A 13,439-nucleotide genomic window follows, 5' to 3' on the forward strand; every position below is an offset into this window, starting at 1 on the left:
CTCGCCTGCACCGCAAGGCCGGATATAAGTCTGCAACCAGTCCTGCTCAAGCCAGCATGTTCGTCTTACCTTGCAAACCGGGGCGCGTTCATATAAGGAGGTCGCCGGCTACGCCGGCGAAACAGCAGCGCATCCAAGAACCCAGTCCCTCAATCCGGCGAAGAACCATGTTTATTCCCGGAATCGTCGCCAGAGTTGGATCTCGCGTTGCTTCCGCGTAGCAAGCGCCGGTCTTGTGATCGGTGCGCCTCCTATGGTCATCGTCTTCGCGGGCTACCCGCACGACCGACGATCCGGTCGAGCGTCGCAAGCGGATGACTGAGTGTAGGAGCGGGAATATCCGGGGACGGAACGGCGTCTACTCATTGCACATTAGAGAAGATGGCCTACGTCCGACTGCTGGATTCGCCGCTCGGCAGCCGCTGTGCAAGAAGTTCTCTCCACGTTGAATATCAAGGGGAAGGAACGTGCAACCAATTATGCGCCGCTTGCAGCTCGGATCGGGCGTGGTGCTGCTGATCTACCTGTTTCTCCACCTGGCCAATCATGCGCTCGGGATCTGGTCGCTGGATCTTGCCGGGCGCGGTCTCGCGCTGGCTCTGCGGCTCTGGCATAGCGTGCCCGGAACGATCCTGCTGTACGGTTCGGCCTCCCTGCATTTTGCTCTGGCGCTGCGCACAGTCTACGGGCGCCACCACTGGACGCTGCCGCCCACCGAATGGATCCGCCTTTGGGCGGGACTCAGCCTCCCTCTATTACTTATCCGCCATGCGGTGGCGACCCGGCTCGCCGCCTCTCTCTATGGCTTCGAACCGAACTATGAGCGGATCGTGATCTTGCTGATCACGAGCGGCACGCAAGGCTTGCAAGTTGCATTGCTAGCCCCGGGCTGGGTACACGGTTGCCTGGGACTGTGGATCCGCTTGCGCCACTACGCGATGGTGCGCCGCGCGAAGCCTGCACTGCTCGCGCTGCTCGTACTCCTGCCACTACTGTCGGCGGCCGGCCTTGTCCGGATGACCCGAGCCGTCGTGGCGAGGCGTGCCATCCTCCCGGCGCCCGATCCGAAACTGGTCGCGCATCAGCTCGCTCTCGATGCGTGGCGTCACAATCTCCTGACCCTCTACCTGCTGCTGGTCATCAGCGCTTTTGTGGCCGGCCAGTTGCGCAATCGGCTTGAGCGTCGACGATCGCGCACGTCGCTCAATGCCTGATTCACAGCGCTAAAGGCGGCCGGGCCGACAGTTAGAGCGGGAATAAATTTGGCGGCTGGGCAGTTCTACAGATGCACGGCGAACCAGTTCTCGGGAATGATCGATATCCCGGAAACCGGAAACGAGTAGCGTGCGCAAGCGTGCCTTCACGGCGATGCGCATTGGAAGCTATCCCTACTGTATTTGGAGATCGTCATGAAAATCCTGATTTCGGCCGCTGTCGCGGCATTGGCATCGTTCGCAGCCCTGGCCCATGCATCCAACATCACCACCGATACCGCAACCTCAGACAGTAAAACCCATATCAACGGGCCGCGCGATCCCTACACCGATGGCGCGAAAGCAGGCAGATTTGATGTCTATTCAGACGGCGCAAAAGTCACGGATCGGCGCGATCCTTTCACCGACGGCGGGCACAGCTAAGACGCTGCCAGATCCGCAGGCGGAGCTCCGGCCCACTCGCAATGCGCCGCGTAGCGGGTGGCGTGAGCCGGCGAAGAGGGAATTCGCTCAAGGGCAGGTGCGCACCGGGAATAAAGCGGACCTTGCTGTGGTTTGACTAGTGTACGTCGGACGGTTGACAAGGATCGAAGATATCCCTGCAACTCGCGCGACGCGACGTACCAACGTGCCAGATTCAAGAAGTGGAACTTTGGATTGCTGATAGAACTGCATTGGAGATTGTCATGAAGCATTTCAGTCTGATTGCGGCCGCTACCCTCGCACTGGGGGCTGCGCACGTGTATGCCGCAGACATGGACGTCCCTGCCGGACCCAACGACAACGGCACCACGGTGTCGCAGGCGGCCCCAGCCGCAGGGCAGGCCGCGATGCCGACGGCGGTCCGACCGGCTCCGATGGGCAAGACCCGCGAGGAGGTTCGTCAAGAGCTGATCCGCGCGCAGAAGGATGGCACGATGGAGCGCTTAAACTCGCTGTATAGCGGAGGCTGAACTGGTGCTTGACATGAGCCGCACGCAATCGTGCGACGGACACACGCTCGCGCTTTCCGGCGATTGTGGACACGATCGAACATGGATATTTGATCCGGTCGCTTCGATTCTTCTGCGGCTCTGCCTCGTTACGCCGGCGCTCTGAACCACCGTGGGAGAGCGAATATTCCCGGTGGTCCGCGGGTACTGCACATGACGGGCAGGAGGGCGCGATGATCGGAGACCACAAGTCACGCCGGGGAAGGCGTTTCTTTTCGACCGATGGCGTCCGGGCGACGTCGACGTACTTGTCGATCGAACTGCGGATGGCATTGAATGAACTTATTCCCGCCCCCAAAGGCGGAGTCAAAACTGAAAGGAGAGCATCATGAACAAACTGTACCCTTTGAAGACTCTGCTAATCGCGGGTACTTTTGCCGCTGCCCTGGCGGCTGGCCTCGCCCAGGCCGCAGAGCCCAAAGACAGCACCTATCCAGGCGGAAAATATGGCTACGACTCTCACGTAGCCGTGCCGAATGCCTTTGTGGACGGCACACGCAGCAACAAATCTGCCCCATATGCCGACGACGTGCGGATCGTCGCGGGACGCGACCTTACCGGAGTATCCGCATCTCCTGATCGCAGCTGAACTTTGGCACTGAGGCTGCCCCCACAAGCAGGCTGGCCCACCCGCAGAATCAGTCCGCACTCTTTCCGGCTGGGATCGAACCGGGCCGTCGCCGCCGCCGGAACGCAGCATCGAGAATTCGATCGCGTAGCGATGCCCGGCGATGAGAGGGGCAGGAGAAAGTTCGATGTCTTCAGCGAGGGCCAGAACGCTTGACGATTATTTCGGGCGGAGTCGAGGTGAGAGGATTTCCGTAACCCTCATTTTCGGCCTGGAGGAATCTGAATTGGAGTGCAAGATGAGCTTGCGAGATAGCGTGTTTGTCCTGGTAGGCTGGATAGGCTTATGTTTGGTAAGTGCAACCATTGCAACGGTAGTTGCGCGAATACTTACCTTATGAAATCGTCCGTTGAGTACGAAAATCAGCGCGGGCGTCGTTTCGTGGAATCAACTCTTTGCATCCGTCCGCAAAGGCCTGTGGATTCAACCGGTCGGTGCAACACACTAGCGCTTCTGCCGAAAAGGTCATATAAACCATAGCATATGGAAGGTGGGAACTACCCGCGGCTGGACAAAGCTGTTTTGTCTCTTGCATGCAACCCTGGTAGGCGATAAAAGGACCTTTCGAGGACGAGCTGTCTTCACTGGAAGCAGGAGGCCATCCATGTGGATGAATTTGCTTCTCATCTTTGTTCCGATCGCAATCTCCCTGGAATTTCTTGCTTCCGATCACCACCTTCTGATCTTTATCGCTTCCTCCCTGGCCATCCTGCCGCTTGCCGGACGGATGAGCCATGCCACCGAGCAACTCGCAGAGCGCATGGGCGAGGCGGTCGGGGGTCTGCTCAATGCGACATTCGGCAATGCGGCTGAACTTATCATCGCGCTTGTCGCCTTGCGTGCCGGCCTCCATCAGGTGGTGGAAGCCTCCATCGTCGGATCCATTGTCGGAAATATGCTGCTGGTGTTTGGCGCCGCGATGCTCGCAGGCGGCATTCGCTATCCCGAGCAAAGCTTCAACCCGCGCGGCGCGCGTTCCCAGGCGACCATGCTCATACTGTCGGCCATCGCGCTGATCCTGCCTGCCAGTTTCGAAGCGGTAGAGGGCACGACAGCCGTGCTGTACCGGCTCAGCGCCTGGATTTCCATCACGCTTCTGGTCGTCTATGCGCTGTACCTGGTGTTCTCGCTGGTCACGCACCCCGCGCTGTTCCGTGCCGCATACGAAGCAGAGGCGGTTACTCCGGAAGGCGTGGAGGAACAGCCCTCCTCGTCCGTAGCGCGGGCGATAGCGATACTGGCAGCAGCCACCGTAGGGACGGCGTGGATGAGCGAGATTATGGTGGGTGCGCTCGCCCCGATGATGCGCGACTACGCCCTCAGCGACATATTCGTGGGTGCCTTTGTGGTGGCGATCCTCGGAAATGCAGCCGAGCATGCATCGGCCATTACCGCAGCCATGAGAAATCGCATGGACCTGTCGTTCTCCATTGCGGTCGGCTCGAGCGTCCAGGTGGCACTGTTTGTCGCGCCGGTGCTGGTACTCACGAGCAATTTTCTCGGTCCAGCCCCGATGGACCTGGCCTTCCGGCCCGCCCTGGTTCTGATGGTGGTCCTGTCCGTGCTGGTCACGGCGCAAATGGCGAGCGACGGGCACGCCGACTGGTTCAAGGGCACGCAGCTCCTGGTCGTCTATTTTGCCCTCGCCCTCACCTTCTTCTTCCTGCCGCGCTAGCGAAGCAGCCTTTCCTGCTTCGCAAGATTCCTGCGGTGCCCTGCAAGCATCGAGACCTGCCGTGGCCTGCTTCCGTCGAGGCCGGCGTCAAAGGACGACCCGGCCGTAGGATCATCGCGATGCTTCAAAGAACTGCCGTCGGCGACTTTGGCATTTGGGCACGCCCGCTACCGCCGCCGCGGCGCAGCATGCCGCGCCGGATAGAGTTCCGTGCAGGAACCGCAAGGCGGTTAGATATGACTGCATACGGCAGCGCGCTCGCATGGCTCGACGCTTCGCAAACCTGACGTTCGATGCTGGACCTATGCCATCAGGAGCGCCTCGTATTCTTCCCGGAACTGATGGAGGGAACTGTCCACCACCGTCACGGCGCCATCGATCAGGCCGCAGCGACCGCTACCGGGAAGGATGCGGCACAGGTTTTCCAACGCTTCCAGGTCCGCGCGCACGCCGCGGCCCGTATCGATCCGGTTGAGCAGGCGCATCAGTTGGAAGGTTCCGCCCTTGCACGGCGGGCACTGGCCGCACGAACCCTGGGCGAAGAAGCTGACGTACTCTGCCACCTTGCGGACGATGCTGGTCCCTTCCGAGACTACGATCATCGCACCGGTCCCGAGCCGCGAACGCCGTTGCCGTACGGAATCGAAATCCAGCGCCACGTCGAGATCGCGCTTGGTCAGTAAAGTATTGGAGGGCCCGCCGGTAAAGACGGCCTTGAATTCCTTCCCTTGGAGCATGCCGCCGCCATGCCGGAACACCAGCGTCTCCAGGCTCGTACCCATCGGCAGCTCATACAGGCCAGGCCGCAAGACATCGCCCGAGAGCGAATACAGCTTGGTTCCCGCGGCATGGCCGATGCCGAGACCGCGATACCACTGGGCACCGTTGCGCAAGATGCCCGGTACGTGGGCCAGCGTCTCGGTATTGTTGACGACGGTCGGTGCGCCATGCACGCCGTGTTCGGCGGGAAAAGGCGGCTTGCGGCGCGGAAACGGGAACCCGCCCTCGACGCTCGCGATGACCGCGGTTTCCTCGCCGCCGATATACAAGCCTGAGCTGGATAGTACGCGAAGCGATACCGGTCCGCCGACCAGCCCTGCCAGCTCGGCGAATTGCGGGTGTGCCTGCCATTGCTGCACCGCCTCGCGGGTCCTCGCCAGCGACAGCGGCTGATGGGGATTGACGTACAGCACGACATGGTTGGCGCCGGTGGCAGCCGCGGCGATCAGCGCGCCCTCGATCACCTGGTGCGGCGTGTGCTCTAGCAGGAAGCGGTCCTTGAACGTCCCCGGCTCGTCTTCGTTGCCATTGCAGATGATGTACTTGTCGCCAGCCGTCGCGGCAGCCACCGGTGCCCATTTGCGATGCGTCGCGAAGCCGGCGCCACCCATCCCGCGCAGGTCCGCCTGCTCGATCTCGGCAATGACCGCGGCCGGCTCGCGCAGCGCTCGTGCCAGCCCGTCTCCGCCGCCGTGTGCCAGCCAGGCATCCAGGTCAGCGCCGACCCGGATGTCCTCATTGAGCAGAACCTGATTGAGCTGTTCCATCGCGCGCTCCGTGCCCCGCCTAGCGGGTGCCGCCGACCGCCCGGCCCCACGCGCCGGTGTGCAACCCTGCGTCGACGCGCAGATCGAAATTCGCGTAGCCAGGGAAGAGCTGCGGCGCCTTGACATGCAGGGGCAGCCCGGCCAGCGTCAATTCCCGCTGCCAGGCGTGCACGTGGCCGATTCCGGCGCGCGCGGCCATGACGCTGCGCCCGGCCTGCGCCGCGCTGGCACCGGCGCGCCGGCCCATGCTCAGGATATCGAGCAGCGCGTTGCCCATCAGCCGGTTGCGCCCATGAATGCCGCCCGTGACCTCGCCAACGCAGTACAGCCCTGGCACGCTGGTCGCACCCTCCTTGTCGATGGCAACGCCGCCGTTCTGGTAGTGCAGGGTCGGGTAGACAAGAAACGGCTCCTGGGACGCATCCTGGCCGCATTTGTGGGCGAGATGGCGCAGCGTCACGAGCCGCTTGGCCAGGATGCCGGGGCTCTCCATTTCCAGCGTCGGTGTGTCGAGGAAGACACCGACCTGGCCGCCCCGCTCGATGCCGCGCCCCTCCGCGCATTCGCGCAGGATGGCCGAGGCCACAATGTCCCGCGGCTTGAGTTCGTCGACGAAACGCTCTCCCTCGCCGTTGATCAGCTTGGCGCCGGCCGAGCGGGCGGCTTCCGAGATCAGGCCGCCCGCCAGGTGCGGCGGGTAGGCGATGCCGGTCGGATGGTACTGAAACGAGTCCAGCTCGCGCAGGCGGGCCCCGATTCGATAGGCCAGCACCAGACCGTCTGCGGTGGCCCCGTAGTGGTTGGACGTCGGAAAGGCGTTCAGGTGCAAGCGCCCCGCCCCGCCGGTGGCGAGAATCACGGCGCGCGCGCGCACCAGCACGAAGGTTCGCCATTCGAGGTTGTAGATCACCGCCCCGGCGCAGCGCCCCCGCTCGTCGGACAGCAGCTCGACTGCGGGGCAGCGGTTCCACACCGCGATGCCGGGCTCCAGGTCCACCGCCTCGCGCAGCACGCGCATCATTTCCAGCCCGGTGTAGTCCCGATACGAGAGAATGCGCGCGGCCGATGCTCCGCCTGGCCTCTTGCGCAGAAGATTGCCGCCGAGGGGCCGGTCTTCCTCCTGGTCGAACATCATGCCCAGCCGGATCAGCCAGCGGATCACGTCGGGCCCGTCCATCACCATCTGCGCGACCAGCTCGGGCTCGCCGCAGAAGTGCCCGGCGCGCAAGGTGTCCTCAAAATGCAATTGGGGACTGTCGTCCTCGCCGATGGCCGCCTGGATCCCGCCTTCGGCCATCACCGTGTTGCTGTCACCGAGGCGTAGCTTGGTGGCGAGAATGACCTGCGCGCCTTGCCTGGCCGCAGTCAGCGCTGACGCGCAGCCACCACCGCCCCCGCCGATGATCAGCACATCGGTGGAGACAAGTTGCGCCCCGGCAATGTCGACGTCGTCGATCAGCGCGTTGGCTTGCAGATAGCGGGCGAGATCCGGCTGACAAGGCTCGCCGCGGTTGACGCCGACAGTCAGCGCGACGCGCGCATTGGGCCCGTGGTCGGGGTGATAGGCCTTTAGCAGTGCTTCGACGGAGATGTCATCGCCGCGCACCGCCGGCGCCACACCGGGACGGTACCGCTTGCGCGCCTCTTCGTAGGGGATGCCAGCCGGCATGATGGTTCGTCCCGTCAGCGCGGCGCCTGCGCGCCGGGTGCGTCGAAATCGATCTTCATCGCGCCGCTCTCGATCTGCTGCAGGCGCAGCATGAGATTGGCCGGCCGCAGCGTCTGCGCCGCGATCATCCGCCGCACGAACAGGCCGAGATGGTTGGGCCGGATATGCTCGGGGCAGGCCAGCGTGCAGAGGTTGCACATGACGCATTCGTCGAACACCTGGCCCGAGGCGGTCAGCTTGCCCTCCACCGCGAACCTCACGCCGTCCTGAACGTCGAGTCCCTTCGGACAGGCCCGGTCGCATCCGCTGCAGTGACGGCAATGGGCGGCCTCGGGGAATACTTCAGAGATTGTTTGCAAGGCGTCCCAGCTGTCGCCGATCTCCTCGATACGATAGACGTGCCGCTCCGACGCCGTGAAGTAATCCAGGAACGCGACCTGCATGCCATCTTCGACCAGCGTTTCGCAGGCGAGCGCGGTCTGGACATCCTGCTCGCCGCTGCGCCGCACCATGACGCGGCATGAACCGCACACCCCCTGGCCCATGCAACCGACGCCTTCGACTAGCGTTTCTCCCGCATGCAGGAAGGCCTGCAGGATGGAGCAGTTTGCCGGTGCTTCGACCGAGCGCCCCTCGATGCTCAAGCGTACCAGTCCCATCTCGTCGCCTCTATCGCCCGGCGTCGTCAGCGCCACACTGGCATTTCCACAGAAAAGGTCATATAAACCTTAGCACAAGGGAGGTCATTGCGAAGGGGGCGCCGCATACAGGCTTACTGGAAACCGCTCGCCCCTATTCCTTATGATCGGCGTGCGGCTCATGCTTCGAAACCAAGCGTCGACCCATGCTGCACCCACTTTCCACGGAACGCGACCCGAAGCCGGGGACTTGCCATTGACGCCAGATGGCGCGTTCCCATGCGCTAGCGCGCTGGCAAATCACGACGCCCAGGGGCTGGGACATGATAAGACTGCCAAAATTCTTCCGCGGAGCAGCCACCGCGCTGGGCTGCATCGGCCTGCTCGGCCTCGGTGCGACGCATGCCTTCGCGCGTCAGATTTTCGACACGCCTGACGCGGCCATGGCGGCCTTTGGCCAGGCGGTCCGGAATAACGACGAGATGGCCATGCGAGGCATGCTGGGCGCGAACTTCCGCGACATCATCCCCCCAGTCGGCGCCGAAGTACGGGACAGCTTCAACAGTGCCTGGGCGCAATCGCATCGCGTGCAGCAATCAGACAAGCACGCCTTCATCGTTGTGGGCGACGACGGATGGACTTTGCCCGTGCCGTTGGTCAAATCGGCTAAGGGCTGGCAGTTCGACACCCAGGCAGGTGCCCAGGAAATGCGCCTTCGTCGTATCGGACGGAACGAGCTCGCGGTGATCCAGACCATGCAGGCCATCTGCGATGCGCAGACCGAGTACGCCCAGTCGACCCACGATGGCGAGAAACGGCTCGTCTATGCCGACAGGCTGTCCAGTTCCCCGGGCAAGCACGACGGGCTCTTCTGGCCGGCCGGACCGAATGAGCCACCGAGCCCGCTCGGGCCGGCTTTTCGTGACGCCGGCACGCGCAACGCAAGCAAGGAGGGCTACCATGGCTACCATTACAAGCTGCTCAGCTCGCAAGGCTCGCACAGCGATGGCGGCACATTGAACTATGTCGTCGACGGGAAGCTGTTCGGCGGCTTCGCGGTCATGGCCTGGCCGGTACGCTACGGTGACACCGGCGTGATGAGCTTCATCGTCAGCCACAAGGGCCAGGTCTATGAGCGCGACCTCGGGACCAACAGCGCCACCAAGGCAGCGGCAACGACATCCTTTGATCCGGCTCCCGGCTGGCGGAAGGTGTCGCCATGAACCCGCGCGCCCTGACTACCGCTTGCTGTGTGCTGCTTGTGCTGGGCGGGTGCGAAAGCGCCGGTCCGCCCGCAGCGGGTACGGCTACGCCGGGCATGTCCCAGGAGGGCGCGGTGCAGGCCCAGAAGGAACCCGCGCCGTACAAGGCGGAAGAAATCGAGGCGCTGGTCGCTCCGATCGCGCTCTATCCCGATCCGCTGCTGTCACAGGTCTTGATGGCCTCCACCTACCCGCTGGAAGTCGCCCTCGCCGCGCGCTGGAGCAAGGCCCATCCGGACCTCAAGGGTGACGACGCAGTCAAGGCAGTGCAGAACGAGTCCTGGGACGTCAGCGTGAAGTCGCTGGCGGCGTTTCCGCAGATCCTTGCGCCAATGGGCGACAAGCTGGACTGGACCCAGAAACTGGGGGATGCATTCCTGGCCCAGCAGAAGGAGGTGTTCAATGCCGTGCAACGCCTGCGTGTGCGCGCCCAGCAAGCCGGCCATCTCAAGTCGGGGCCGCAGCAGACTGTGACCGTGGAAACAGCAACCTCCGGCGAAGCCGCGCAGCAGACCATCGTGCGCATCGAGCCGGCGGATCCCCAGGTGATCTATGTGCCGGTGTACGACCCGGCGATCGTCTACGGCGGCTGGGGCTATGCGGGCTACCCGTACTACTACTGGCCGCCCTACGCGCCCTACTACCCCGGCGATGCCTTCGTGGGAGGCATCGCATGGGGCATCGGCCTGGCCGGGGCCATTGCCATATTTGGCGACTGCGACTGGAACAATGGCGGGGTACATGTGGAGCACCACAAGGCCCGGAACATCGACCGCAATTTCGACGCCAGCAAGTTCGAGGGAGGCCGCTGGCAGCACGACTCGCGGCACCGCCAGGGTGTTGCCTATCGCGACAATGCCACACGGGACAGATACGGCAGGAGCATGGCCGATGCGGCGGGCCGCAACAACTTTCGCGGGCGCGATGCTACGGGGGGCCGGGACAATGGCTTCCAGGGCGTGGGCAGTGGCGGCAAGGCGGTGCAGCGTGATGCCAGCCGCGGAAGCGCGAGCCTGCATTCAGGCTCCGGCCGCGCCGGCGGTTTCGGCGGTGGCTTTGGCGGCGGACGAGGTGGCGGCGGACGACGTTAGGGAAGCAATGCCCGTTTCGGGCGGTACAGGTCGCGTTCCTCCGGTCGGCGGTTGGGCTGCCCTGTCTGCATCCGGAACTCCATCAACTCTTCTGGGAAGGATCGCAAGATGCTCACCAAACTGAAAGCAGCGTTCCTCTACTTCAACAGCGTGGTCCCGTTCCGGCTGGGCCCCGCCCTGATCACGACGGTGGTGCTGATCACCCTGCTGCTGCTGCCTGTGCCAGAGGGGCTCACGCCCAAGGCTTGGGGCCTGGTTGCCATCTTCCTGACCACAATCGTTGCGATCATCCTGAAGGTCATGCCTATCGGGGTGATGGCGATGATGGCCATCGTGGTCCTCTCGCTGTCGCAGGTGACCTCGACCTCGTCCAAGGGGGCGATCGCCGATGCGCTGACCGCCTTCGACAGTCCGCTAATCTGGTTGATCGTGGTGGCCATCCTGATCTCCCGCGGCGTGAAGAAGACCGGCTTGGGCACCCGTATCGGCCTGATGTTCATCTCCCTGATGGGGAAACGAACGATAGGCATCGGCTATGGTCTGGCCACCTGTGAACTGGTGCTGGCGCCCTTCACACCGAGCAATACCGCGCGCGGTGGCGGCATTGTGCATCCGATCATGAAGTCGATCGCCAACGCTTTCGACTCGGACCCGGCCAAGGGCACGGAGGGCAAGGTCGGCACCTACCTGGCGTTGGTCAACTATCACGCCAACCCGATCACCTCGGCGATGTTCGTGACCGCCACCGCCCCGAACCCGCTGGTGGTGGATTACATCGCCAAGGCGACCAACCAGAATCTGCATCTGAGCTGGACGAGCTGGGCGCTGTGCATGTTGCTGCCCGGCCTGCTATGCCTGCTGGTGATGCCGCTGGTGATCTATCTGTTGTCGCCGCCGCAGCTCAAGGCCACACCCAATGCGGTGGAATATGCGCACGCCGAAATGGCGAAGATGGGTCCCGTGTCGCCGAAAGAAATGGTCATGATATGGACCTTCGCCCTGCTGCTGCTGCTGTGGGCCAACATTCCGGCGATGGTGTTCGGTCCGTCGCTCACGCTGGACCCAACGGTGGTCGCCTTCGTCGGCCTGTTCGTGCTGATCATCACTGGCACCCTCGACTGGGACGACGTGCTGTCCGAGAAGAGCGCCTGGGACACGCTGATATGGTTTGGCGCGTTGATCATGCTGGCCGAGCAACTGAACAAGCAAGGCGTGATCGCATGGTTCTCGAAGGCCATGAGCGACGCAATCGCTGCCAGCGGCATCGGGTGGGGCGGCACGGCCGCGATCCTGGTGGCGGTCTTCGTTTTCTCGCACTACCTGTTCGCCAGCACGACGGCACACATCAGTGCGATGATGCTCGCCTTCCTGACGGTCGGAGTCCATCTGCTACCGCCAGCGTATGTGGTGCCGTTCATGCTGATTATGGCGGCCGGCTCGGCGATCATGATGACGCTGACCCACTATGCGACGGGCACCTCGCCGATCATCTTCGGCAGCGGCTTTGTCACGATGGGAACCTGGTGGCGCGTCGGATTTGTGATGTGCGTGGTGGATCTGCTGATCTTCGCCGTGGTCGGGGGCGTCTGGTGGAAGGTGCTTGGCTTCTGGTGAACATGCAGCCGAACGACGCCCGATGAACCGCTCGTGATCACGCCAAGTCGCCGCTCCGGCCCGGTCATGTTTGGCGCCCGCTATGTCACCCAGGAGGAATGGTGGAAGACGACTTTGTGATGAGACTCATCTACATGCTCGTCTGGTTGGTCATCGGTCCGCTTGGCAAGAGCCAACCGGCTCGCAACCGGCGGAGGTTGCTTGCCGGCTATCAAGCGACATCCCCGCAGAAGACCGCGTGGACGCTCAAACGTCAGGTACAGCGGACGCTTCACGCGCGCCGCAACTGACGTGGGATCGTCGGCCATTCACGAACCATTGCCACCCTTTGAGAAATGGCTTGCGCATGGGAATTTGTTCTCGGGGACACTCATTCGTGCCATCATCGGTTGCGGGCAAGGGATGCTCTCTTTCTTTTGTCGGAGGAGGCTTCTTCAGTCTGGCTCTCTACGAGCATGCGAAGGCGGCGTTGCGCGACAACTGAGACCGCCGTTTCTACCCAGCACGGAGGAGGTGAAAATGGTCGAATCAAGAAATGGACTTTGGAGGCGGACGGGCGCAATGCTGGCCGCAGCCGGACTCCTGGCGCTATCGGGAGCTGCCCTGGCCACCAACCAGTCGCAACAGCGCCAACAAGGCAGGGACGCAAACCAGGCTGCCAAACAGGAAGCGCGCGCGGGCAAGGTCGACTGCCGGGCTGCAAACCAGAAGAGCAACTCCCAGTGCCGGCAAGACAAGCGCCACACGAAGCAGGAGGGCCGCCAGGAAAAACGGGACATCAAGTACTAGCGCGGCCGATGCTGGCCGACGAAGCGATGCCACGTATGGCGCGGCCCTGTTCATGCGCAACCGGCCAACTACGGCCACTCGACTGCGCTCTCAGGCCGACATTCGAATGTCGGCTTCTTTCTGAAAGTGCTGCTTGAAAGCGGCCATTGCGACTGCCCCGGTCTGAACGGCAGCAGTGAGTCTGGGACGATCGCAGGTTCCCAGCGTGCATCCGACGGGGCGGCCAGGACCGGTCGGTCGTCAAGGCCGTCAATTTTGGGCTCCGGCCCTCGCACCCATTACTTCACTTCTCGTCGGGGCTCTTGTATGGCTGAGGTTTC

The 13,439-nt window shown here is 63.1% G+C and carries 13 protein-coding genes; 10 read left to right on the forward strand and 3 right to left on the reverse strand.

Features of this window, described 5'->3' with window-relative positions; all coding sequences use genetic code 11:
* Positions 1-479 precede the first annotated feature (479 nt).
* The 5 genes from RM96_RS28165 (at position 480) to cax (ending at position 4,509) form a co-directional block, all read left to right on the forward strand.
* Complete coding sequence (locus RM96_RS28165) at positions 480-1,214, forward strand: hypothetical protein (protein ID WP_039015026.1); 735 nt, start codon at positions 480-482, stop codon at positions 1,212-1,214.
* 195 nt (positions 1,215-1,409) lie between these two features.
* A complete protein-coding gene (locus RM96_RS28170) occupies positions 1,410-1,637 on the forward strand; it encodes a hypothetical protein (RefSeq protein ID WP_039015027.1) in 228 nt (75 codons plus the stop codon).
* A gap of 263 nt (positions 1,638-1,900) precedes the next feature.
* Entirely contained in the window at positions 1,901-2,167 is a 267-nt protein-coding gene (locus RM96_RS28175; protein ID WP_039015028.1) for a DUF4148 domain-containing protein, read from the forward strand.
* 367 nt (positions 2,168-2,534) lie between these two features.
* Complete coding sequence (locus RM96_RS28180) at positions 2,535-2,795, forward strand: hypothetical protein (protein WP_039015048.1); 261 nt, start codon at positions 2,535-2,537, stop codon at positions 2,793-2,795.
* A gap of 643 nt (positions 2,796-3,438) precedes the next feature.
* Positions 3,439-4,509: a calcium/proton exchanger gene (cax, locus tag RM96_RS28185; RefSeq protein WP_039015029.1), complete on the forward strand. Its 1,071-nt coding sequence runs from the start codon at positions 3,439-3,441 to the stop codon at positions 4,507-4,509.
* Positions 4,510-4,811: 302 nt separating this feature from the next.
* On the opposite strand, the gene RM96_RS28190 is transcribed toward cax, so the two are convergent.
* From RM96_RS28190 to RM96_RS28200, 3 genes are read right to left on the reverse strand one after another with little or no spacing between them, the layout of a single operon-like run.
* Positions 4,812-6,056 (reverse strand): complex I 51 kDa subunit family protein, encoded by a 1,245-nt coding sequence (locus RM96_RS28190; RefSeq protein WP_039015030.1) that lies wholly within the window; start codon positions 6,054-6,056, stop codon positions 4,812-4,814.
* Between the two features lie 19 nt (positions 6,057-6,075).
* Positions 6,076-7,725, reverse strand: coding sequence for an FAD-binding protein (locus RM96_RS28195; protein WP_039015031.1), 1,650 nt, complete (start codon positions 7,723-7,725; stop codon positions 6,076-6,078).
* 14 nt (positions 7,726-7,739) lie between these two features.
* Positions 7,740-8,378 carry a 2Fe-2S iron-sulfur cluster-binding protein gene (locus RM96_RS28200; protein WP_039015049.1) on the reverse strand — a complete coding sequence of 213 codons (639 nt, stop codon included), beginning with the start codon at positions 8,376-8,378 and terminating at the stop codon, positions 7,740-7,742.
* A gap of 308 nt (positions 8,379-8,686) precedes the next feature.
* On the opposite strand from RM96_RS28200, the gene RM96_RS28205 reads away from it, so the two are divergent.
* The 5 genes from RM96_RS28205 (at position 8,687) to RM96_RS28225 (ending at position 13,119) form a co-directional block, all read left to right on the forward strand.
* Positions 8,687-9,586, forward strand: coding sequence for a DUF2950 domain-containing protein (locus RM96_RS28205; RefSeq protein WP_052279799.1), 900 nt, complete (start codon positions 8,687-8,689; stop codon positions 9,584-9,586).
* Positions 9,583-10,716: a DUF3300 domain-containing protein gene (locus RM96_RS28210; RefSeq protein ID WP_039015032.1), complete on the forward strand. Its 1,134-nt coding sequence runs from the start codon at positions 9,583-9,585 to the stop codon at positions 10,714-10,716. Before RM96_RS28205 ends, RM96_RS28210 begins: the two co-directional genes overlap by 4 nt.
* A gap of 108 nt (positions 10,717-10,824) precedes the next feature.
* Entirely contained in the window at positions 10,825-12,330 is a 1,506-nt protein-coding gene (locus RM96_RS28215; protein WP_039015033.1) for a DASS family sodium-coupled anion symporter, read from the forward strand.
* Between the two features lie 98 nt (positions 12,331-12,428).
* The gene (locus tag RM96_RS28220; protein WP_039015034.1) at positions 12,429-12,620 is read left to right on the forward strand and encodes a hypothetical protein; all 192 of its coding nucleotides are present in this window, start codon (positions 12,429-12,431) and stop codon (positions 12,618-12,620) included.
* 229 nt (positions 12,621-12,849) lie between these two features.
* Complete coding sequence (locus RM96_RS28225; RefSeq protein WP_039015035.1) at positions 12,850-13,119, forward strand: hypothetical protein; 270 nt, start codon at positions 12,850-12,852, stop codon at positions 13,117-13,119.
* Positions 13,120-13,439: the final 320 nt, after the last annotated feature.

The sequence above is a fragment of the Cupriavidus sp. IDO genome (assembly GCF_000812465.1).
Classification (GTDB): Bacteria; Pseudomonadota; Gammaproteobacteria; order Burkholderiales; family Burkholderiaceae; genus Cupriavidus.

Bases quoted from the DNA above. Each gene is read 5' to 3' on its own strand.
- RM96_RS28180 (WP_039015048.1), top strand. From the start codon at position 2,535: ATGAACAAACTGTACCCTTTGAAGACTCTGCTAATCGCGGGTACTTTT.
- RM96_RS28165 (WP_039015026.1), top strand. From the start codon at position 480: ATGCGCCGCTTGCAGCTCGGATCGGGCGTGGTGCTGCTGATCTACCTG.
- RM96_RS28195 (WP_039015031.1), bottom strand. From the start codon at position 7,725: ATGCCGGCTGGCATCCCCTACGAAGAGGCGCGCAAGCGGTACCGTCCC.
- RM96_RS28220 (WP_039015034.1), top strand. From the start codon at position 12,429: ATGGTGGAAGACGACTTTGTGATGAGACTCATCTACATGCTCGTCTGG.
- RM96_RS28210 (WP_039015032.1), top strand. From the start codon at position 9,583: ATGAACCCGCGCGCCCTGACTACCGCTTGCTGTGTGCTGCTTGTGCTG.
- RM96_RS28215 (WP_039015033.1), top strand. From the start codon at position 10,825: ATGCTCACCAAACTGAAAGCAGCGTTCCTCTACTTCAACAGCGTGGTC.
- RM96_RS28170 (WP_039015027.1), top strand. From the start codon at position 1,410: ATGAAAATCCTGATTTCGGCCGCTGTCGCGGCATTGGCATCGTTCGCA.
- RM96_RS28175 (WP_039015028.1), top strand. From the start codon at position 1,901: ATGAAGCATTTCAGTCTGATTGCGGCCGCTACCCTCGCACTGGGGGCT.
- cax (WP_039015029.1), top strand. From the start codon at position 3,439: ATGTGGATGAATTTGCTTCTCATCTTTGTTCCGATCGCAATCTCCCTG.
- RM96_RS28190 (WP_039015030.1), bottom strand. From the start codon at position 6,056: ATGGAACAGCTCAATCAGGTTCTGCTCAATGAGGACATCCGGGTCGGC.
- RM96_RS28225 (WP_039015035.1), top strand. From the start codon at position 12,850: ATGGTCGAATCAAGAAATGGACTTTGGAGGCGGACGGGCGCAATGCTG.
- RM96_RS28205 (WP_052279799.1), top strand. From the start codon at position 8,687: ATGATAAGACTGCCAAAATTCTTCCGCGGAGCAGCCACCGCGCTGGGC.